This is a genomic window from Aeromicrobium sp. IC_218, from assembly GCF_004336805.1.
Classification (GTDB): Bacteria; Actinomycetota; Actinomycetes; order Propionibacteriales; family Nocardioidaceae; genus Aeromicrobium.
Window position 1 is genome coordinate 63,326 of sequence record NZ_SJXM01000004.1, and the last position, 20,678, is coordinate 84,003.

Annotated in this window: 17 protein-coding genes; 7 read left to right on the plus strand and 10 right to left on the minus strand. The window is 73.5% G+C overall.

Features of this window, described 5'->3' with window-relative positions:
- The first annotated feature begins 21 nt into the window (after positions 1-21).
- Entirely contained in the window at positions 22-690 is a 669-nt protein-coding gene (gene aat, locus E0W78_RS06205; protein ID WP_242686254.1) for a leucyl/phenylalanyl-tRNA--protein transferase, read from the plus strand.
- A gap of 111 nt (positions 691-801) precedes the next feature.
- Positions 802-1,074: an HU family DNA-binding protein gene (locus E0W78_RS06210; RefSeq protein ID WP_207392671.1), complete on the plus strand. Its 273-nt coding sequence runs from the start codon at positions 802-804 to the stop codon at positions 1,072-1,074.
- 63 nt (positions 1,075-1,137) lie between these two features.
- Here the strand turns inward: E0W78_RS06210 and E0W78_RS06215 are convergent, their stop codons facing one another.
- The gene (locus E0W78_RS06215) at positions 1,138-1,452 is read right to left on the minus strand and encodes a rhodanese-like domain-containing protein (RefSeq protein WP_347559432.1); all 315 of its coding nucleotides are present in this window, start codon (positions 1,450-1,452) and stop codon (positions 1,138-1,140) included.
- A gap of 142 nt (positions 1,453-1,594) precedes the next feature.
- Between E0W78_RS06215 and E0W78_RS06220 the strand changes: the two genes are divergently transcribed.
- Positions 1,595-1,990 (plus strand): ATP-binding protein, encoded by a 396-nt coding sequence (locus E0W78_RS06220; protein WP_165570419.1) that lies wholly within the window; start codon positions 1,595-1,597, stop codon positions 1,988-1,990.
- A gap of 43 nt (positions 1,991-2,033) precedes the next feature.
- Positions 2,034-2,876, plus strand: a complete 843-nt coding sequence (locus tag E0W78_RS06225; protein WP_131402991.1) for a DUF5926 family protein — start codon at positions 2,034-2,036, stop codon at positions 2,874-2,876.
- Between the two features lie 73 nt (positions 2,877-2,949).
- On the opposite strand, the gene E0W78_RS06230 is transcribed toward E0W78_RS06225, so the two are convergent.
- Complete coding sequence (locus E0W78_RS06230) at positions 2,950-4,134, minus strand: arginine deiminase (RefSeq protein WP_131402992.1); 1,185 nt, start codon at positions 4,132-4,134, stop codon at positions 2,950-2,952.
- A gap of 105 nt (positions 4,135-4,239) precedes the next feature.
- On the opposite strand from E0W78_RS06230, the gene E0W78_RS06235 reads away from it, so the two are divergent.
- Entirely contained in the window at positions 4,240-4,950 is a 711-nt protein-coding gene (locus E0W78_RS06235; protein WP_131402993.1) for a beta-phosphoglucomutase family hydrolase, read from the plus strand.
- Positions 4,950-7,442, plus strand: coding sequence for a glycosyl hydrolase family 65 protein (locus E0W78_RS06240; RefSeq protein ID WP_131402994.1), 2,493 nt, complete (start codon positions 4,950-4,952; stop codon positions 7,440-7,442). Before E0W78_RS06235 ends, E0W78_RS06240 begins: the two co-directional genes overlap by 1 nt.
- Before the next feature lie 67 nt (positions 7,443-7,509).
- Here E0W78_RS06240 and E0W78_RS06245 read toward each other — a convergent pair whose 3' ends face one another.
- Genes E0W78_RS06245 through E0W78_RS06275 form a run of 7 tightly spaced genes read right to left on the minus strand, consistent with a single transcriptional unit; the run spans position 7,510 to position 16,345 of the window.
- Positions 7,510-9,195, minus strand: a complete 1,686-nt coding sequence (locus tag E0W78_RS06245) for an MDR family MFS transporter (protein ID WP_131402995.1) — start codon at positions 9,193-9,195, stop codon at positions 7,510-7,512.
- 19 nt (positions 9,196-9,214) lie between these two features.
- Positions 9,215-9,838: a TetR/AcrR family transcriptional regulator gene (locus tag E0W78_RS06250; protein WP_131402996.1), complete on the minus strand. Its 624-nt coding sequence runs from the start codon at positions 9,836-9,838 to the stop codon at positions 9,215-9,217.
- 59 nt (positions 9,839-9,897) lie between these two features.
- Positions 9,898-10,677 (minus strand): hypothetical protein, encoded by a 780-nt coding sequence (locus E0W78_RS06255; protein WP_207392663.1) that lies wholly within the window; start codon positions 10,675-10,677, stop codon positions 9,898-9,900.
- Positions 10,678-10,680: 3 nt separating this feature from the next.
- Positions 10,681-12,147, minus strand: a complete 1,467-nt coding sequence (locus E0W78_RS06260) for a polysaccharide deacetylase family protein (RefSeq protein WP_165570420.1) — start codon at positions 12,145-12,147, stop codon at positions 10,681-10,683.
- On the minus strand, positions 12,144-13,934 hold the full coding sequence (gene glmS / locus E0W78_RS06265) for a glutamine--fructose-6-phosphate transaminase (isomerizing) (RefSeq protein WP_131402998.1): 1,791 nt from the start codon (positions 13,932-13,934) through the stop codon (positions 12,144-12,146). The genes E0W78_RS06260 and glmS overlap by 4 nt, the downstream gene beginning before the upstream one ends.
- Complete coding sequence (locus E0W78_RS06270; RefSeq protein WP_207392664.1) at positions 13,935-14,969, minus strand: GDP-mannose 4,6-dehydratase; 1,035 nt, start codon at positions 14,967-14,969, stop codon at positions 13,935-13,937.
- Positions 14,966-16,345, minus strand: a complete 1,380-nt coding sequence (locus E0W78_RS06275; protein ID WP_131402999.1) for a nucleotide sugar dehydrogenase — start codon at positions 16,343-16,345, stop codon at positions 14,966-14,968. Before E0W78_RS06275 ends, E0W78_RS06270 begins: the two co-directional genes overlap by 4 nt.
- 304 nt (positions 16,346-16,649) lie before the next feature.
- Between E0W78_RS06275 and E0W78_RS06280 the strand changes: the two genes are divergently transcribed.
- Entirely contained in the window at positions 16,650-17,924 is a 1,275-nt protein-coding gene (locus tag E0W78_RS06280; RefSeq protein WP_131403000.1) for a glycosyltransferase family 2 protein, read from the plus strand.
- On the opposite strand, the gene E0W78_RS06285 is transcribed toward E0W78_RS06280, so the two are convergent.
- Positions 17,908-20,553 (minus strand): LuxR C-terminal-related transcriptional regulator, encoded by a 2,646-nt coding sequence (locus E0W78_RS06285; protein ID WP_131403001.1) that lies wholly within the window; start codon positions 20,551-20,553, stop codon positions 17,908-17,910. The two genes, E0W78_RS06280 and E0W78_RS06285, sit on opposite strands and share 17 nt — an antisense overlap.
- Between the last annotated feature and the right edge of the window lie 125 nt (positions 20,554-20,678).

Genomic DNA, 20,678 nt, shown 5'->3' on the forward strand with positions numbered 1-20,678 from the left:
GACCGAGCGGAAGGCCCGGCCGTGACCCCGCAGCCGCTCGGCCCGTCGCGGTGGGACCTGGACCCGGCGTCGTGGCCCGCCCAGGACCTCGTCGGCGCCGGCGCCGACCTGGACCCCGAGACGGTGGTGGCCGCCTACCGGGTGGGCGCCTTCCCGATGCCCGACGACGGCGAGCTGCTGTGGTGGTCACCCATGCGGCGCGGCGTCCTGCACCCGGCGCAGCTGCGCGTGACGCGCTCGCTGCGCAAGTCCGGCCGCCGCTACGAGACGACCGTCGACCGCGCCTTCGAGGACGTGGTGGACGCGTGCGCCGACCCCACGCGTCCGGGCGGCTGGATCGACGAGGAGATCCGCGACGCGTACGTCCACCTGCACGCGCTCGGCTGGGCGCACTCGGTCGAGACCTGGGACGCGGACGGACGCCTGGTCGGCGGTCTGTACGGACTCAACGTCGGCGGCCTGTTCGCCGGGGAGTCGATGTTCCACCACGCCACGGACGCCTCGAAGGTCGCGCTCATGGCCCTCTGCGAGCTCATGGGTGGCGAGGCCGCGGGCCCCGGACGGCTCGTCGACGTCCAGTGGCAGACCCCCCACCTGGCCTCGCTGGGGGTGGTCGAGTGGCCCCGCGCGCAGTACCTCGCGGCGCTGCCGGACCTCGTCGACGCGCCCCGGCCGGCCCTCTGGGCCTGAAAATCAGCGAAACTTCAAGATTTCCCCGGCGCGCCTCGCGCGTGCGGGGCGTCGGGGCGTCCGTAGACTGACACGCGTATTTGACCCACCTTTAGGAGTTCATTCGTGGCTATCAACCGCAGCGACCTGGTTTCCGCCCTCGCCGAGAAGGCGGGCACCACCAAGTCCGACGCTGATTCGGTCCTGTCCGCCCTGGCCGACGTCCTGCTCGACGCGGTGAGCAAGGGCGAGAAGGTCTCGATCCCCGGCATCCTGTCGGTCGAGCGCGTCGAGCGCTCGGCTCGCACCGGCCGCAACCCCTCCACGGGCGAGACCATCGAGATCCCCGCGGGCTACGGCGTCAAGGTGAGCGCCGGCTCGAAGCTGAAGGCCGCCGCCAAGTAAGGCAGCCGCCACGACGAGGCCCCCGGACCCAGCAGGGTCCGGGGGCCTCGTCGCGTCCGCGGGTCAGACCGTCGGGCGTCCGGCGGCCTGCCAGGCGTCCATGCCGCCGTCGAGGTTGACCACGTCGTGGCCGAGCTGCTGCAGGTAGGCGGTCGCGCGCGCGGACCGGCCGCCCAGGTGGCACACCACGAGGGTGCGCTTCTGCGGGTCGAGCTCGCCGGCCCGCTCGGGCACCTCGCCGAGCGGCACGTGGACCGCGCCCTCGACGTGGCCCGCCTCCCACTCGTGGTGCTCGCGGACGTCCAGGACGACCAGGTCGGCGGGCAGCGGGTCGGGCAGCTGGTCGACGGTCGTCGACGGGATCTCGTGCGGGTTCATGCCCTCCATGGTGCCCGGTGCGGCGGCGTGCCCGGTAGGCTCCTGGCTCGGTGGCCGTCGTCCTGCGCGACCGGTCCCCCGCAGGTACCGTGACACCAGGCGGTGGCGTCCACTCTGGACGACACCTGGAGGGAGGGACGACGTGGCGCGTCAGGACGTCGTCCGACTCCCCTTCGAGCGGTCCACGCCCAGCATCGCGCGGACCCGTCTCGCCGCCTTCCTCACCCAGAACCAGGCGTCCAACGACGTCGTCGACGACGCCCTCATCGTGCTCAGCGAGATGATCGCCAACGCGGTCAGCCACGGCGTCCCCGGACCCGACGGCACGATGGAGATCCGCTGGAGCATCGCCAAGGGACTGCTCGAGCTGAGCGTCACCGACGGCGGGCACGTCGACAGCCTCAAGCCGGTCGACTTCGACGCCGACTCGCTGTCCGGCCGCGGCCTGTCGATCATCAGCCGCGTCGCCGACCGCTGGTGGGTCGACATGGACCAGGGCACGCGGGTCAACGCGATGCTCTCGATGCGCAGGTCCTGACCGCCGCTGCCGCCCGGCCCGGCGTGGCCTAGGCTCGTCGCTCGTGGGCAAGAAGTCACGACGCATCAAGCCGTCCCGCGAGCGCATGCCGTTCGTCGCACGGACCTTCGAGGGACTCCCGGGAGAGTGCGACTGGGTCGCGCTGCGCGAGATCGTCCCCGCCGCCACCGCGCAGGTGCGCGTGCAGGGCCACGACCAGCCGGTCCGGGTCTGCTCGCTGCTGCCGGGTGGCACCGCGGGCATCCGCCGCCCTGACGGCGAGGTGTGGCTGGGCCTGCAGGTCCCGCACAACTTCGGCGACGTCAGCCGCGACCTCGCGCACGTCCTGGAGCTCGCGAAGGACACCGAGCCGGGCAACCCCGTCCCGATGACCGACCCGGGCGTCGGCCCGCGCCTGCAGGACGTCGTGGAGCCGGGCCAGTCCTTCGACGTGACCGTCCACGACGGCTTCGAGTACTGGGTCGAGGGCAACGACGACTCCGCGCAGACCGCCGCGATGCTCGAGCAGGCCAACGAGTCGGTCGCCCCGACCGTGCGCCTGGACTCGGTCGAGGCCGCCTACTGGGTGCAGATGGGCGAGCGCGTCTTCCTGCGCTGGGTGCTGCCGCACGACGAGTCGCCGCTGCTCGACGCCTTCGCCCGGCTGCACGTCGCCGGCGCGGACACGCTCGGCGACGACACCCGTCTGCTCGGCATGTTCCGCGCGCACGGCCTGCTCGTCCCGGTGTGGGAGATGGAGCAGGGCCAGGACGCCGGCACGATCGAGGACCCGATCGCCGCGCTGAGCGGACGTCTGGACGAGGCGCTGGCCGACACGTCCTCGCTCACCAGCGAGCAGCGCTCGGCCCGCAACGGCCTGGCCAGCCGCCAGCTCACCATCCGCTGACGCCGCCCTCCGCTCCCTGAGCCTGTCGAAGGGGCTTCGACAGGCTCAGCCGGCGGTGCGTGCCGCGACGGACTCAGTCGAGCGGGTCGCGGGCGACCGGGCAGCTCATGCAGCGCGGTCCGCCGCGGCCCGAGCCGAGCTCGGAGCCGCTGATCGCCACGACCTCGACGCCGTGCTCGGCGAGCCGCGCGTTGGTCTGCTCGTTGCGCTCGTAGGCGATCGCCACCCGCGGTGCGATCGCGAGCGTGTTGTTGCCGTCGTCCCACTGCTCGCGCTCGGCCGTGACCGGGTCCAGGCCGGTGTCGATGTGGTGCAGCCGCTCGATGCCCATCGCGTCGGCGGCGGCCACGAAGAACGGACGGGCCGGGGCGACCACGAGCTCGTCGCCGTCGTGCGTCACCGCGTACGCCTGCAGCGAGTCGGCCATCGTCGGGTAGATGACGACGGTGTCGCGGTCGACCATCGTGACGATCGTGTCCAGGTGCATGGTGGCGCGGTCCTGGGCGATCGGGACGGCCAGCACCGTGCGGGCCAGGTCGGCGGCCAGCACGTCGGTGGCGAACCGCTCGAAGCCGGCCGGCGTGGTGCGCTCGCCGACCCCGACGGCCAGGACGCCGGCCGCGAGCTCGAGCACGTCGCCGCCCTCGAGCCGCTCGGCGTCCGGCCCGTGCTGCACCGGCGTGCCGGCGAAGCGCGGGTGGTGGGCGTAGACGAGCCGGGTCAGCTGGGTCTCGCGGACGCGCGCGGGCATCGCCAGGCTCGTGACGACGACGCGGTCGCGCAGCCACAGCGACGAGTCGCGGGTGAACAGCAGGTTGGGCAGCGGGTCGACCAGGAAGTCGTCGGTGCGCAGCAGGCCGGTGACGATCGAGCGGTGCTTGACCTCGTCGTTGCGCAGCCCGGCGACCAGCACCTGGGCCAGGTCGTCGGGATGCTCCTCGGCCAGGTGTGCGCGCAGGTGGCGGCGCAGCGTGTCGCCGAGGCGGCGGTCGGCCAGCGTCGTGTCGAGGACGTCCGTGCGGGCGGTCTCGTCGGCGAGCGTCTCGGTGAGCAGCTCGCGCAGGTAGAGCACCTCGACGTCGTGGTCGCGCAGCACCTGGGCGAACGCGTCGTGCTCGTCCTGGGCGCGGCCCACCCACGGGATGCCGTCGAAGAGCAGGGAGTCGTTGTTGCGCGGGGTCAGGCGGGCGAGCTCGTCACCCGGACGGTGCAGCATCACGGTGCGGAGCCGACCCACCTCGGTGTCTGCGCCAAGCATGCGCCGACCCTAGCCGCGTCCGGACCGGGGCGCTCGGGACGCTCGGGACGCAGGTCACGCCCGCGAGCGTTTTCGGTCCTGGCGTGGCGGCCCTACGCTTCTGGGGTGGACTGGGACCAGTACGACGCGGTGCTCTTCGACCTCGACGGCGTCATCACGCCGACGGCGGTGGTGCACATGCACGCGTGGAGCAAGATGTTCAACGACTTCCTCACCGCTCGCGGGATCGAGGAGCCGTACACCGACCAGGACTACTACGACTACGTCGACGGCAAGCCGCGCTACGACGGCGTCCGCTCGTTCCTGGCCTCGCGCGGCATCGAGCTGCCCGACGGGCACCCGAGCGACCCGTCCTCCGACGACACCGTGTGCGGGCTCGGCAACCGCAAGAACGACGCGTTCTCCGAGGTGCTGCGCACCGAGGGTGTCGAGCCCTACCCGGGCTCGGTCCGGCTGATCGAGGCCCTGGTCGAGCGCGGCACGAAGCTCGCGGTCGTGTCGTCGTCGCGCAACGCCCCGTCGGTGCTGGAGACGGCCGGCCTGCGCCAGCACTTCCCCGTCCTGGTCGACGGCAACGTCGCCGCCGAGAAGGGCCTGCGCGGCAAGCCCGCCCCGGCGACGTTCCTGGAGGCGGCCACCGAGCTGGGCGTCGAGGCGTCCCGCGCGGTCGTCGTCGAGGACGCGACCTCCGGCGTCGAGGCCGGCTCGGCCGGCGGCTTCGGGCTCGTGGTCGGCGTCGACCGCGGCGCCGGCGAGGACGCGCTGCTGCGCGCCGGCGCGCACCGTGTCGTGTCCGACCTGGCGGAGCTGATCTGATGGGCCCCTCGCACGTCGCCCCGCCGGCGACCGACATGCTCGACCGCACCCGCTTCCCGGTCGACGAGTGGGCGCTGACCGAGAGCCGCTACAGCGCGCACGACCTCGGCACGACCGAGTCGGTGTTCGCCGTCGGCAACGGCTACCTGGGCCTGCGCGGCAACGTCGAGGAGGGCCGCGACTCCCACACGCACGGCACCTTCATCAACGGCTTCCACGAGACCTGGCCGATCCAGCACGCCGAGGAGGCGTACGGCTTCGCCCGCGTCGGGCAGACGATCGTCAACGCCCCCGACGCCAAGGTCATCCGGCTGTACGTCGACGACGAGCCGCTGCTGCTGTCGATCGCCGACCTGCTCGAGTACGAGCGCACCCTGGACTTCCGCGACGGTGTGCTGCGCCGCGAGATCCTGTGGCGCACCCCGGCCGGCAAGCGGGTCCGCATCCGCAGCACCCGCATGGTGTCGTTCACCCAGAAGCACCTGGCGATCCTCACCTTCGAGGTCACGCTGCTGGACGACCACGCGCCGGTCACCATCTCCTCGCAGATCCTCAACCGCCAGGACGGCGAGGACGAGTACCACGTGCGCGCCAAGGCGATGGGCGAGGGCGTCGACCCGCGCAAGGCCGAGCAGCTCGACCGCCGCGTCCTGCTGCCCGAGCACCACTCCGGCGACGAGGAGCGCGGCCGCGTCTACCTGGGCTACCGCTGCGCCGAGAGCGGCATGACGCTCGCCGTCGCCGCCAGCCACCGGCTCGAGACCGAGAACGAGCGCACCGTCCACGTCCAGACGGCCGACGACCTGGCCAAGGTCGTCTACAGCGTCGAGGCCCAGCCGGGCGTGCCGATCACGCTGACCAAGATCGTGGCGTACCACACCTCGCGCGGCGTCCCGGCCCGCGAGCTGCTCGACCGCTGCGACCGCACCCTGGACCGCACCTGCGACCAGGGCGTCGAGCAGGAGCGCGCCGACCAGCGCGCGTGGCTCGACGCGTTCTGGGCCCGTTCGGACGTCGAGGTGCCCGGCCAGCCCGAGGTGCAGCAGGCCGTGCGCTGGAACCTGTTCCAGGTCATCCAGGCCTCCGCGCGCGCGGAGGGCCAGGGCATCCCGGCCAAGGGCGTCACCGGCAGCGGCTACGGCGGCCACTACTTCTGGGACACCGAGGTCTACGTCATGCCGTTCCTGACGTACACGACCCCGCGGGCGGCCCGGAATGCGCTGCGCTTCCGCTACATGCTGCTGGACGCCGCGCGCCGTCGCGCCCGGCAGCTGGCCCAGAAGGGCGCGCTGTTCCCGTGGCGGACGATCAACGGCGAGGAGGCCTCGGCCTACTACGCCGCCGGCACCGCGCAGTACCACATCGACGCCGACATCGCGTACGCGCTGAGCAAGTACGTGGGCGCCACCGGCGACGTGGACTTCCTCAACCGCGAGGCGATCGACATCCTCGTGGAGACCGCCCGGCTGTGGGCCGACCTCGGCTTCTGGCGCAACGAGGAGAACGGCAGCTTCCACATCCACAGCGTGACCGGCCCGGACGAGTACACGACCGTCGTCAACGACAACCTGTACACGAACGTGCTGGCCCGCCAGAACCTTCGCCGGGCGGCCGAGGCCGTGCGCACGATGGCCGACCGCGACCCGGGCGCGTACGAGCAGCTGGTCCGCCGGCTGGACCTGCGCGAGTCCGAGGTGCGCGAGTGGGAGCGCGCCGCCGAGGGCATGAGCATCCCGTTCGACGAGCACCTGGGCATCCACCCGCAGGACTCGCACTTCCTCGAGCGCGAGATGTGGGACCTGGCCAACACGCCGATGAGCAAGCGGCCGCTGCTGCTGAACTACCACCCGCTGGTGATCTACCGGTTCCAGGTGCTCAAGCAGGCCGACGTCGTGCTGGCGCTGTTCCTGCAGGGCGAGACGTTCACGCCGCAGCAGAAGCGCCGCAACTTCGAGTACTACGACCCGATCACCACGGGCGACTCGACGCTGTCGGCGGTCGTGCAGTCGATCATGGCGGCCGAGGTCGGCTACCACGACCTGGCGCTGCGCTACTTCCTGTCGGCGCTGTACGTCGACCTGGCCGACCGGCACTCCAACACGTCCGACGGCGTGCACGTGGCCTCGACCGGCGGCGTGTGGAGCGCGCTGGCGTCCGGCTTCGGCGGGTTCCGCGACCTGGGCGACGGACGCTGGACGATCGACCCGCGCCTGCCCGACGCGTGGGAGTCGCTGACCTACCGGCTCACGCTGCGCGGCACCCGCGTGCGGGTCACCGTCCGCCCGGCCGAGCTGGAGATGTCCGTCGAGCACGGCGACCACCCGCTCACGTTCGACGTGCGCGGCGAGTCGGTCACCGTCGCCCCGGGCGAGCCCGTCGTGGTGGCGCTCAAGGACCAGGGCCCGCGCCTGTCCGGCGAGCCGTCCAGCCCGGCCGGCACGCTGCGCGCCGACGGCACGGTCATCTCGGCGATCGTCCCCTCGGGCGAGTAGCCCGCCTCCTCGCTGGGAGTGACGCTGTTGCGGCGACACGCCGTGCGCGGCCGCAACAACGTCACGCTCAGCGCGTGGGGGAGTCGTCCGCCTCGGTGACCCGGTCGGTCGCGGGGTGGTCGTCGACCGTCGTGGCGGACGGGCCGGACACGGTGGCGCGCTGCTCGGCGTCCAGCCGCTCGGCCTCCTCGCCGCCGATCGCCTCGCCGCGGGCGACCATGCCGGCGACGTCGGACAGCGGGATCTCCTTGAGGAAGAACGCCAGCACGAGCGCGACCGCGATGAACGGCACCAGGTACCAGAACACCGGGGCGAGCGCGTCGGCGTAGGCGGTCACGATGCCGTCGCGCACCGGCTCGGGCAGCTGGTCCATGACCGAGGGCTCGAGCGTCGCGGTGGCCGACGCGGCGTCGGACGCCGAGGCGCCCGAGCTCGTGAAGACGTCCGTCAGCCGCTCGGACAGCCGGTTGGTGAACATGGCGCCGAAGATCGCGACGCCCAGGGCGGCACCGACCTCGCGGAAGTAGTTGTTCGTGCTCGTCGCGGTGCCGATCTGGTCGACCGGCACGGAGTTCTGCACGACCAGGACGACGACCTGCATGATCAGGCCCAGGCCGGCGCCGAACACGAAGATCTGCGCGCAGATGACCCAGATCGGGGTGTCGGCCGACAGCGTGGTCAGCCACAGCATCGCCACGCCGACGACGGCGGCACCGACGATCGGGAACGCCTTGTAGCGGCCGGTCCGGCTGATCCGGATGCCGGACCAGATGGACGTGCCCATGAGGCCGACCATCATCGGGAGCATCAGCAGGCCCGACGTCGCCGCGGAGGTGCCCGACGACATCTGCAGGAACGTCGGCAGGAAGGCCAGGGCGGCGAACATGCCCATGCCGAGGGTGAAGCCGATCGCGGTGCTGATGACGAAGATCGAGCTGCGGAACAGGCTGAGCGGGATGATCGGGTCCTGCGCGCGCGACTCGACCATGACGAAGCCGCAGACCGCGACGACCAGGCCGGCGCCCCACATCCACGTGGACGTGGCGCCCCAGCCGTGGTCGGCGTTGCCGCCGAACTCGCTGAAGAAGATCAGGCAGGTGGTGGCCGCCGACAGCAGCACCACGCCGGGGACGTCGATGCCGTGCTCGGGACGCTTGGTCGGCAGGGTGAGCGCGAACCAGGCGATGAGGAACGCGGCGGCGCCGATGGGCAGGTTGATCCAGAACGCCCAGTGCCAGCTGAGGTGGTCGACGAAGAAGCCGCCCATGAGCGGGCCGGCCACGGCCGACAGGCCGAAGATGCCGCCCAGCGGGCCGAGGTACTTGCCGCGCTCGTTGGCCGGCACGATGTCGGCGATGATCGCCTGGCTGAGGATCATCATGCCGCCGCCGCCCAGGCCCTGGATCGCGCGGAAGACGACGAACGACCAGAAGTCGTCGCTCAGCGCGCAGCCCAGCGAGGCCAGCGTGAAGACGGCGATGGCGAACAGGAACAGGTTGCGCCGGCCCAGGACGTCGCCGAACTTGCCGTAGATCGGCATGACGATCGTCGTCGCCAGCAGGTAGGCCGTGGTGATCCAGGCCTGGTGCTCGACGCCGCCGAGGTCGCCGACGATGGTCGGCATCGCGGTGGAGACGATCGTCTGGTCCAGGCTGGCCAGGAACATGCCCGCGATGAGCGCGGAGAAGATGATCCAGATCCGCCGCTGGGTCAGCAGCAGGGGCGCGTCGTCGCGCAGGTCGGTGCTCGTCATGGTGTCCTCGGTCGTGCGCTCAGGGGCGCGGGGTCAGGCGCAGGTCGCGCAGGGCCTGCAGGTCGGGGGCGGCCTCGTCGCGGAACGAGGTGACGGACTCGGTGGAGAAGAAGCGCATGGCGACGGCCTGCCCGACCGCGCCGAGCAGGGTCGCGGCGACGCGGGCGCGCGGGTCGTCCGCGGCCAGCCCCTCGCGCTCGGCCACGAGGGCGGCCATCCGCTCCTCCATGGCCCGGCCGCGCTCCATCAGCTGGTCGAGCAGCCGCGGCTCGGCCACGAGCGCCCGGTGCAGCGCGACGTGCTCCTCCCGGGTCAGCGCCGCGCCCTCGTGGGCCGCGGCGAGCAGCTCGACGAAGTCGCCGGCCAGGTCGCCGGTGAAGGGCTCGTCGCCACCGCCGGCCAGGAAGGCCGCGACCGCGTCGGCGGGCAGCTCGTCGGCGGGCGCACCCAGGATCGCCTCGTCCTTGGTGGCGAAGTAGTTGAAGAAGGTCCGGCGCGAGACGCCGACCTGCTCGCACAGCTGCTCCACGGTGAAGCCCTGCACGCCGTGCCGGGCGGTGAGGCTCCGGGCGGCGGTGACCAGGGACGTGCGGGTGGCGCGGCGCTTGGCGTCGCGGCGGCCCTCCTCGATCGTCTCGGTCACCAGGACTTTTTACACTATCGGGCCAAGAGTGCAAAAATCCTCGGCGGGTGACGTCCGCCTCAGGACCCGGGCGACCGGGTCACCAGGCGCCGCCACGGTCCGGGCGGCACGTCCACCTCGTCGACGAACCGCCAGTGGACGCCTCCGGTGACGCCGTTGACGTCGTCGAAGCCGAGGCAGCCGGTCAGCGCCGGTGAGACGTCCATCCCGGCGCCGCCGTAGCGCTGGTTGAGCGGGCGGGCGTCGTCGGAGCCGAACACGTAGTCGACGTCGGAGTACTCGCCCGGCCCGGCGTCCTCGACCTGGCCGAAGCACCGCCGGCTGCCCCGGCGCAGCTCGACCCAGCGGTTCTTCATGAGGCTGTACCGGGGGTCGTCCACGCGGCTGCGGTACGGCTCCTCGCCCGCCCACGGGACGACGTCCCCGCGGGTGCGGAGGTTCTCCTCGACCGTCTTGTCGTCGTAGGGCAGGTCCAGGTAGAAGGGATTCTCCAGCGGGCGCATGTGCCGGGGGAACCAGCCGTCGGCGCGGAACCGGCGCTCGGTGCGGCAGTCGTCGCCGACCTGCCGGCCGTCGCAGCCGCCGTAGTGCTCCAGCCACGCGTCGTCGTAGGCCGAGATGCGCTGCGACCCGTCGTCGGCGTCGGGGTCGAAGATCTCCCCGACCCAGAACGTGGTGGCGGTGATGTCGGTGTGCCAGGGGTAGCGGCGCCCGCGCAGCGCGGGTGAGCGGGAGTCAGCCACGAGCGTCGCCACCAGGGCCAGGACGACGACCAGGGCCACGAGCGCGGCGACCGTCCCCGCGGCGCGGGGCCGCGGGGACGGCTGGGGCCGCAGCACGGGTCACCCCGCCCCGAGGTCCCCGGGCGGCGGCTCGGGGGCACCGGTGAGCGACGGCGCCTCCTGCGGCGTCGGCACGCTCTCGCCGGCGGTGGCCGCCGGCGCACCCTCGGCGTCGTAGACCGCGACGTCGTCGGTCTCCAGCGTGCCGTTCGCGAACACGTTGAGCCCGAAGCTCAGGCCCGTCGACCCGGCCGGGAGCTCCGGCGTCGTCCACGCGGCGTGGGTCCAGTCCGGCGCCGCGGCGAACCACGGGCTGGACGTCCAGTAGTGCCACGTCCCGCCGGCGTCGCGCAGGTACACCGCGAACTGCGTGACGCCGCTGGAGCGGTACCAGGAGCGCAGCGAGTAGGCGTGGCCCGCGGCGACCGTCGGGCTGCAGTCGCCCAGGTCGAAGCGAGGCAGCCACTTGGCGTCGCCGTCGGCGTACCCGCTGACGGTCACGCGGGCGCCCCGCGTCCCGGTGCGGCCGGCACTGGTGTCGAGCGTCGCGGTGTTGGTGCCGTACCCGCCGCGCATCCAGCAGACCGGGTCGCCGTTCGCGTCCAGCTGCTCGAGCCCGGGGTTGACCACGCCGTTGACGCCCGGGGCCAGCGGAGGCTCGGCCGTCGGGGGGACGGCGGGCTTCACCGCGCCGCCGACGACGTCCCCGACCGTGCGCACCACCGTGTTGCGGGTGGCGGCGCGTGGCTGGAGCCAGGCGGCGAACTGCGTCAGCACGGCCGGGCTGACCGAGATCTCGCACCCCGACGCACAGACGTGGTGGAAGGTCAGCTGGGTCCAGCCGCCGGTCTGCTCGGCGTTGGTGACGATCCGCTTCAGGTCGGCCAGCGTCCAGTCGGTCTCGACCTGCGCCGGGGCGCGGGTCTCGAACGCGTCGGGCGGCGGCATCGTCTCGGCGCGTGGGCAGCCGGCGCACTCGTCGCCGGCGCGTCCGGTGCGCAGGTCGCCCAGGCCGCGGCCGCTGTTGTAGCCGCAGTCGGCCACGACCTGCTTGCTCGCCGCGTCCAGGCTCGCGAACGGGTAGGCGAAGCTGCGCACCGTCAGGCCCTGCTCCATCAGCCACGTGCGGTCGCCGCACACCTGACGGATCTTCTCCGCCGGGCTGGCCGACACCAGGTCGGGATGGTTGATGGTGTGCCCGCCGATCTCGTGCCCGGCGGCCTCGAGGCCCTTGACCTGGGCCAGCGTCAGGTAGCCCTGCGCGCCGAGGAAGCCGGACGGGACGTAGAACGTCCCCCGCATCCCGTGGTCCTGCAGGATCTGGGCGGCCTGGGCCTGGTCGGCGTTGCCGTCGTCGAAGGTCAGGCTGACGACGGTCAGCGGCCGGGTCGCGCCCGGGGCGCTCGGCGCGCCCCAGGCCAGCACGGCGACCACGACGGCCACGGCGGCGAGCACCGCGACCAGGACGGCCGCGAACCGGCGCGACGGCTCGTGCGCGCTCTGGCGGTGACGGTGGGTGGCGTTCACTCGACCGTCACCGACTTGGCCAGGTTGCGCGGCTTGTCGATGTCGCGACCGCGCAGCACGGCGACCTGGCGGGCCAGGACCTGCATGGCCATGACCGACTCCAGCGGTCCGCACCAGTCGATGCCCGGGATGCCGCCCGTCGTGCCCAGCGCGGGGAGCGCCGAGCCGGGGCCGCCGATGTCGATGACGTCGCCGCCGCGGGCGCGGACCTCGGCCAGGCTGGCCTGCATGCGCGACGAGCCGTCGTCGACGGCCACGACCGGCGTGCCGGGCTCGACCAGCGCGAGCGGTCCGTGCTTGAGCTCGCCGGACGCGTGGCTCTCGGCCCACAGGTAGCTGAGCTCCTTGAGCTTGAGCGCGCCCTCGTCGGCGTAGCTGCGGGCGATGCCGCGGCCCAGGAACAGGAACCCGGACGCCTCGGAGGTGGCCGCCGCGATCGTCGGCACCGCCTGCATGGCGACGCCGATCGACTGGGCGACCAGGTCCGGGACGCGGCCCAGGTCGGCCACCATCGCGCGTCCGGTCGAGCGGGCCAGCCGCCCGGTGCCGACGCACGCGGCGATGGCCAGGCAGGTGCCGGTGAGCACCTGCGCGGTGTACGTCTTCGTGGCCGCGACGCCGATCTCGGGACCGGCGTGGCACGACATGACGAAGTCGGCCCGGCGGCCGAGCGCGGACCACGCCGAGTTGGTCACCGCGACCACCGGGGCGCCGCGGTGCTCGACCCGGTCGAGCGCCCGCAGGACGTCCGCGGTCTCGCCGGACTGGCTGAACGCGAGCACGAGCGTGTCGGGCTCGACGACCCAGTCGTCGGCCTCGCTGGCGACCACGGCCTGCGTCGGCACCCCGGCCACGCGGCCGAGGACGCCGGCGACGGCACGTCCGGCGTTGAGCGACGTGCCGCACCCGAGCACCGCCACGCGGGCGAAGTCGGGCAGGCCCGAGCCGTGCCACAGCGAGCCGTCCTGCGCCGGGGCGCCCCACGACTCCAGGACGCGTGCCGCGACGAGCGGCTGCTCGTCGATCTCCTTGCTCATGAAGTCCGCGTACAGCTCGCGGCTGAGCTCGGCGACCGAGATGGTGCAGCGGCGCAGCGGCGGCGGCTCGGCGGCGCGCCCGCCGTGGCGCCACGTGGTCGTGTCGCCGACGGCCACGACGTGACCGTCCTCGAGCACCCGGAAGTCCTCGATCCACGGGGCGACCGCCGCGACGTCGCTGGCCAGGTAGACCCCTTCGGGCCCCTCGGCCACGACGAGCGGCGACCCGTGGCTGGCCGCGACCAGCTCGCCGGTCAGCGCGTCGAGCACGGCCAGGGCCCAGGTGCCGGTGAGCTGCTCGACCGCCGCCTCGACCGCGGCGGCCAGGCCGGTGCCCAGGGCCTCCTCGACCAGGTGGACGACGACCTCGCTGTCGACGTCGGACGCCACGACGTGCCCACGCTCGCGCAGTCCGGCGCGCAGCGCGTCGGCGTTGGTGATGATCCCGTTGTGGACCAGCGCCAGGCGCCCGGAGCAGTCGGCGTGCGGGTGCGCGTTGCCCTCGGTGACCGCGCCGTGCGTGGCCCAGCGGGTGTGGCCCACCCCGGTCGTGCCGCCCACCGGGTCGGCGGCCAGCCGGTCGACCAGCGCCTCGACCCGGGCGGTGGTGCGCCGCACCTGCAGCGTCCCGTCGCCCTGGGCGACGGCGACACCGACCGAGTCGTAGCCGCGGTACTCCAGGCGGGCCAGCGCCTCGGTGAGGGTGCCGGTGACGGCGCCGGACGTGCGTCCGGCCACGATGCCGCACATCTAGACCACCGCCTCGGTCGCCGCCAGCACCAGCCGCGTCTCCGCGACCGGGCGGGCGTCGTCGCGCAGGGACTCCGCGACCTTGGCGATCACCTCGTCCAGGGGCGTGCGCGGCACGAAGCCGACGAGCTCCTGGGCCCGGGTGTTGTCGGGCACCCGGCGGCGCATGTCCTCGTAGCCGGGGGCGTACGCCTCGGCGTAGGGGACGAGCCGGACGGTGCTGGAGCTGCCGGTCACCTGCAGGACGCGCCGGGCGAGGTCGAGGATGCTGACCTCCTCGGCGCCACCGAGGTTGAACGCCTGCCCGACGGACCGCTCGTCCTCGGCCAGGGCCACCATCGCCGGGACGACGTCGCCGACGAAGGAGAAGCAGCGGGTCTGCTCGCCGTCGCCGTGCACGGTGAGCGGCTCGCCGCGCAGGGCCTGGCCCACGAGCCGCGGCACGACCATCCCGTAGTGGCCCACCTGACGAGGGCCGACGGTGTTGAACAGCCGGACGATCGTCACCTGCAGGTCGTGCTGGCGCCAGTAGGCATGGGCGAAGGCCTCGTCGATGCCCTTGGCCGCGGCGTACGTCCACCGCGAGAGCAGCGGGGAGCCCAGGATCCGGTCGGAGTCCTCGTGCAGCCGGTCGGCGGTGTTCTTGCCGTAGATCTCGCTGGTGGAGACCAGCAGCACCGGCACCCGGGCGGCGAGCGCGCACTCCAGCACGTTCTCGGTGCCGTGGATGTTGGTGCGCAGTCCCGACAGCGGCTCGGCGACGACCAGGTCGACGCCGACCTGCGCGGCCAGGTGGAAGACCCGGTCGACGCTGCGCGTCAGGCGCTCCACCAGGGGACGGTCGAGCACGGAGCCGTGCACGAAGCCCAGGGAGGCGTGGTTGGCGACGGCGTCCAGGTTCGACAGCCGTCCGGTCGACAGGTCGTCCAGGACGACCACCTCGTCGCCGCGCTCCAGCAGCAGCTCCACCAGGTGGCTGCCGACGAAGCCGGCGCCGCCGGTCACGAGCGTGCGGACCGGCACCGGGCGGCTCACAGGGTCACCCGCTCGGCCGGCACCGCGGTGCGGAAGGTGGCGTCGAGCACGAGCTGCTCGGGCGCCATCCACGAGACGTCCAGCCCGGGGTGCGCGGTGTGCACCAGGACGAGCGTGGGCTGGAAGGCGCGCGGGTCGGCGACGGCGTGGAGCTCGCTGCCGTCGGGCAGCCGGGCGCTGTCGATGTAGGGGTCGACGAAGCCGACGTGGGCACCCTCGTGCTGGAGCTGCTCGAGGATCTCGAGCGCGGGCGACTCGCGCAGGTCGGCGACGCCGGGCTTGTAGGCGACGCCCATGACCAGGACGCGCGCGCCGGCCATGCCGAGACCGCGGTCCGAGAGCACCTTGCGGACCCGCTCGACGACGCGTCCGGGCCGGGCGGCGATCTGGTGCATCGCGGCGTCCATCACCGGCACCTCGACGTGGCTGCGGCGCAGCTGCCACAGCAGGTAGTGCGGGTCGCACGGGATGCAGTGGCCGCCGACGCCCGGTCCGGGCCAGAACGGCATGAACCCGTAGGGCTTGGTGGCGGCGGCGCCGATCACGTCCGTGACGTCGAGGCCGAGATCGGTGCAGACGTCGGCGAACTCGTTGGCCAGGGCGATGTTGACGGCGCGAAACGTGTTCTCCAAGAGCTTGGTCATCTCGGCGGTCTCCAGGCACGGGACCGGGTGCACCGAGTCCGCGTACCGGCCCAGCAGCTCCACCGCCCGCTCCAGGCACGCGGCGGTGGCGCCGCCGACGACCCGGGGCACCTGCTCCTGGGCGACGATCGTGCTGCCGGGGTCGATCCGCTCGGCGCTGAACGCCAGGTGGACGTCCTCGCCGACGACGAGGCCGCGGGCGGCCAGCGGCTGGCCGAGCAGCTCGGCGGTGCAGCCCACGTAGGTGGTGGACGTCAGCACGAGCAGCTGGCCGGGGACGGCCTCGGCGGCGACGGTGGCGCAGGCCCGCCCGAGGATGCCCAGGTCGGGCACCAGGTGGGCGTCGACGGGGGTCGGCACGCAGATGATGACCGCGCGGGCGAAGGCCAGGCGGCGCACGTCCGACGTCAGCTCGAAGCGGGTCGAGTCCAGCGCCTCGGTGAGCCGGTCGTGGTCGCTGGCGATGGCGTCGACCGCTCCGTTCGCGATGTCGTCGAGCCGGCGGGCGGACACGTCCAGCGCGAGCACCGAGCGTCCCGCGTGGTGGTAGGCCAGGGCGGTGGGCAGTCCCACGTAGCCCAGGCCGACGATGGCGACGTCGTGCGTGAACACCGGGACGGTGAGCGGCGTGACTACGGGGTCGGGCACCGGGATGGGCGTGGGCTCCGGGTCGCTGGGGACGGTGCCGGTGGGAACCGTGCTGGTGGGGGGGACGGGGGCGGTCGCGGTCATGAGGGGCTCCTTCTGCTGGGGACCGTCCTCGCACTCGGCGTGCGGTGCGAGCGGTGGGAGCGGCGGGGCTTCAGGGGGTGAGCTGCCGGACCCAGGCCTCACGCTTTCCCGGGCTCCGGGGTCTCGCAACGCGTTGCGGAGAACGCTGCGGGACTAGTCCGACGGGACCCTTGCGGGCTCGTTGCGGGGTGCGGGACCATCCCGCAACAGCCCGCAGGATTCCGGCGGACAAAACGTCTTGTCGCAACGGCCCTGGGAATGGCAGGGTCGCGCGTGGGAGCCCGCCCACGGAAGGAAGCGCGCCATGACCTGGTTGCTGGTGACGGCGACGCTGATGCTCGGCCTCACGACCCTGTGCTGGGCCTGCGTCGGCCTCGCCCGGCTGCTGGTCCGGCCGGGCCGCGGACGCCACCTCGCGCACGAGGGGGCCGGCGAGCTGACCGCCCGTGACGTGGCCGTGCTGGTCGCCGCGCACGACGAGGAGGCGGTCATCACCGGCACCATCGAGGCGGCGGCGCACCTGGTCGGCGCCGACCAGGTCTTCGTCGTCTCCGACGCCTCCAGCGACACGACCGTCGACGTCGTGCGGGCGCACGGCGCGAACGTCCTGGACCTGTGGCCGAACCGCGGCAAGGCCGGCGCGCTCGTCGCGGGCCTGGAGCACTTCGACCTCGCGAGCCGGTTCGAGGTGGTCATGCTGCTGGACGCCGACAGCCGTCCGGCGGCGGACTACCTGGAGACCGGGCTCCCGCTCTTCGAGCCCGGGGTCGTGGCGGTCGCCGGGCGGGCCACCACGCTGCAGGACACCCCGCCGCCGACCCGGGCCGGACGCGTCCTGGTGGCGCACCGCGAGCGGATGTACCTGGCGGTGCAGACGCTGCACAAGTTCGGCCAGGCCGCCGCCCGGGCGAACGTCGTCACGATCGTGCCGGGGTTCGCCAGCATGTACCGCACCTCGATCCTGGACCAGGTCGACATCGCCGCCCCCGGCCTGGCGATCGAGGACTACAACATGACCTTCGAGATCCACACCAAGGAGCTCGGCCGCATCGCCTTCGACCCCCGTGCGGCGAAGGCGTACACGCAGGACCCCGACACGCTCGGCGACTACGTGCGCCAGATGAGCCGGTGGGGCCTGGGGTTCTGGCAGACCGTGCTGCGCCACCGCCCGCTCCTGCGCCCGGGCATCTTCCTGGCCAGCCTGGCGATGTTCTGCCTCGAGGTGGTGCTGAGCAGCCTGCTGCTCACCGTCGTGCTCCCGGCCGCGGCGCTCGGTGCGGTGGCGGCGCTGCTCAGCGGCACGGGCGCGGACGTCGGCGGGGCGGCCACGGCGGTCGACGTCTTCGTGCCGAGCACCGTGCTGGCCGCCGGCATCGTCCTGCCCGACCTGCTGCTCACCGCGTACGCGGCCCTGCTGGCCCGGCGCTGGAGCTACCTGTTCCTGGCCCCCGCGTTCGTCCTGCTGCGCATCGTCGACGCCTGGGTGAACCTGCGGGCGCTGGCCCGGGCGCTGCGCGGCGGCTCGTCGGGCGTCTGGCGCAGCCCGGCGCGGCGCGCGGTCGTCAGTCCGTCGTCCTGAGCCGGCCGTCCAGCACGGCCACCAGCTGGGCCCGCGAGGCGACGCCGATCGTGCGGTAGATGCGGGTCAGCCGCAGCTCCACCGAGCGCACCGACAGGTGCAGGTCGGCGGCGATCTCCCGGGTGCGGCGCCCGGCCATGGCGAGCCGGACGATGTGCCGCTCCTCCTCCGACAGCGCGGCGACGGCCTCGACGTACGGGTCGCGCGCCACCGGCTTGAGCTGCTCGGCGAGCCGCTCGGCCCAGGCGTGGGCGCCGCTGCGCTCGAACGTCGCGTCGGCCAGCATGCGGATGCGGCGGGCCTCGTCGACGTCGCCGCCCTCGGCGAGCCGTTCGGCGTAGGCGGTGAGGGTGCGGCCGAGCTCGTAGGGAGAGGTGTCGGGCGAGGCGTCGGCGACGACCTTGGCCAGGTAGGGGACGGCCTCGGGCACCGGCAGCAGCAGCCCGCGGGCGCGGGCGAGCGCGATGCGGCTCCAGGGCGACGGGTTCGGCCCGACCCGCTGCTCGAGCAGGGTCAGGACCGACCGGCCCTCGCCGGCCCGGCCGGTGCGCACGCAGGTCTCGACGTAGTCGGCGCCGTGGCGCAGCAGCGCGGGGTCGCGGAAGGCCAGGCCCTCGGCGTGGGCGCGGCGCAGCACCTCGAGCGCGGCGTCCCAGTCCTCCTCCAGCACGTGGGTCGCGCCGAGCAGCGACAGCAGACGGGCGTGGACGGACGGCGCGGAGTGCCGCTGGGCCTGGCTGAGCCCGACGGCGATCAGGTCGCGGGCGCGGTCGAGCCGCCCGTCGGACCAGGCGTACCAGGCGCGGACGTACGCCTCCTCGCTCGGCCCGTGGAACGTCCAGGGCCGGTTCTCCTCCCAGTCGTCGATCGCCGCCCGGCCGCGCCGCAGGTGGCCGGACCGGGTCTCGTTGAGCACCTGGCCGTAGCGGGCCAGCTGGCCCCACACCGCGGTCGCGGACCGGCGGCGGGTCAGCGCGACGGTGAACAGCCGGCGGGCGAGGGCGTGCTGCTGGCGCAGCGTGGCCGCCCGGCCGGCGAGCACGAGGTGCGGCAGGGGCATCGAGCGCGGGTCCTCGGCATCGGGGTCGCGACCCGGGGCGGGGTCCTTGCCCTCCAGCGCGTCCAGCACGTCGGCGAGCCGGCGCACCTGTGCCTCCCGCTCCGGGGTGAGCGCGGCACCGAGCTGCTCGAGCCGCTCCAGCTGGGCACGGGCGGGGCCGGGCTGCCAGCGCTCGACGTGCGACATCGTGGTGAGCTCCAGCAGCGCGACGGCGGCCTCCGGCTCGTCGACGGCCTCGGCGTCCACGAGCGCGTTGACCATCTCGTCGCTCGTGCGGCGGACGTCGAGCAGCTCGATGGTGAGCCGCAGCGCCATGAGGTTGAGCGGCTCGCCGGTCTGGGCGAGGTCGATGTCGCGCACGTAGCGCCCGGCCAGGCTCGTCTCGCCCCGCTCGAGCAGCCGCACGACGAGCCGGCTGAGCGCCTCGCCGTGCTGCGCGCCGGACGGGACGCCCGCGGCCCGCTCGGCGTACTCGACGGCCGGCCAGACGAAGCTCTCCTCGGCGAGGTCGACGGCGGCCTCGACGAGGGACGTGGCGTGCAGGTGCAGCCCGTCGACGAAGCTGAGGTGCCACGCGGCGATGCGCGGCTCGTCCTTGGCCGCCTCGGCGAGCGCGGCGTGCAGCGAGCGCCGCCGCTGCCCGGACTGGCTCCAGTACAGGTGGGTGCGCACCCGCGGGTCCTGGACGACGACGTGGGAGCCGAGCGCGCGCAGCAGGCCCAGGTCGACCAGGTCCTCCAGGGCCCCGCTCCACTTCGGGTCGAGCGAGAGCAGCGCCTCGCGATGCGCGAGCGGAGCGAGGGACGCGACGGCGAGCGGACGACGCAGCGCCGGCTCCAGCCCGTCCAGACGCTGCTCGGCGACCGCGTCGAGGGTCGGGCTCGGGCGGAGCGGCAGGGCGAGCCGGGTGCTGCCGTTGAGCTGGTCCGAGCCCAGCAGGCTCAGCTGCTCGGTCAGGAGCTTGGGGTTGCCCCCGGCGAAGTGCGCGACGATCGGGACGAGCGCAGGGTCGGCGTCGCCGAGCAGGCCCTGGACGAGCTCGTGGCTGCGGCTGCGGCTCAGCGGGGCCAGGGTCAGGGTGCGCAGGGCGGCGAACGGGCCGCCGGCCGGCTGGGTCGTCGTGGTCATGACCATGCGCAGGTTGGTGCCGGGCAGCCGGCTCGCGACGGTGCCCAGGAGGCTCTGGCTCACCTCGTCCATGAGGTCGACGTCGTCCAGCAGCACCAGCGTCGGCGACAGCCGCATGCCGGCGAGCAGCGTGACCAGGTCGTGGCCGGCGGCGAACAGGCCGACGGGATCGTCGCTGCGCACGTCCAGGTGACGCACCAGCTCACCGCGGTGGTCGCCGCGCAGCTCGGCCAGCAGGGCCGAGACGCCCGAGACCGGGAACCCCGCCTCCGCCGGGTTCGCCCGGACGACGACGGTCGGGAGGCTCGGATGGGAGCGCAGCCGGTCCAGCAGGTGCGACTTGCCCGAGCCGGGCTCGCCCACGACGACGAGCGCGCTCTCCGGGGCGTCGAGCATCGCGGCGACGGTCTGGGTGATCTGGGCGGCGTCCGGTGTGTGCATGCGTTCTCCCGCAGTGCGTCGGGGGGCGTCAGAGTGGGGTCGTTCGGTGGCTCCTGGTTCGGGTCGCGGCGGGGGGCCGCCGGGCTCGGCGACGACAATGTAACGCGGTTCACAGGTCGGGAAAA

Excerpts from the sequence above, each read along its gene's own strand:
- glmS (WP_131402998.1), bottom strand. The coding sequence starts at position 13,934 with ATGTGCGGCATCGTGGCCGGACGCACGTCCGGCGCCGTCACCGGCACC.
- E0W78_RS06280 (WP_131403000.1), top strand. The coding sequence starts at position 16,650 with ATGACCTGGTTGCTGGTGACGGCGACGCTGATGCTCGGCCTCACGACC.
- E0W78_RS06275 (WP_131402999.1), bottom strand. The coding sequence starts at position 16,345 with ATGACCGCGACCGCCCCCGTCCCCCCCACCAGCACGGTTCCCACCGGC.
- E0W78_RS06285 (WP_131403001.1), bottom strand. The coding sequence starts at position 20,553 with ATGCACACACCGGACGCCGCCCAGATCACCCAGACCGTCGCCGCGATG.
- E0W78_RS06245 (WP_131402995.1), bottom strand. The coding sequence starts at position 9,195 with ATGACGAGCACCGACCTGCGCGACGACGCGCCCCTGCTGCTGACCCAG.
- E0W78_RS06230 (WP_131402992.1), bottom strand. The coding sequence starts at position 4,134 with ATGCTTGGCGCAGACACCGAGGTGGGTCGGCTCCGCACCGTGATGCTG.
- E0W78_RS06215 (WP_347559432.1), bottom strand. The coding sequence starts at position 1,452 with ATGAACCCGCACGAGATCCCGTCGACGACCGTCGACCAGCTGCCCGAC.
- E0W78_RS06240 (WP_131402994.1), top strand. The coding sequence starts at position 4,950 with ATGGGCCCCTCGCACGTCGCCCCGCCGGCGACCGACATGCTCGACCGC.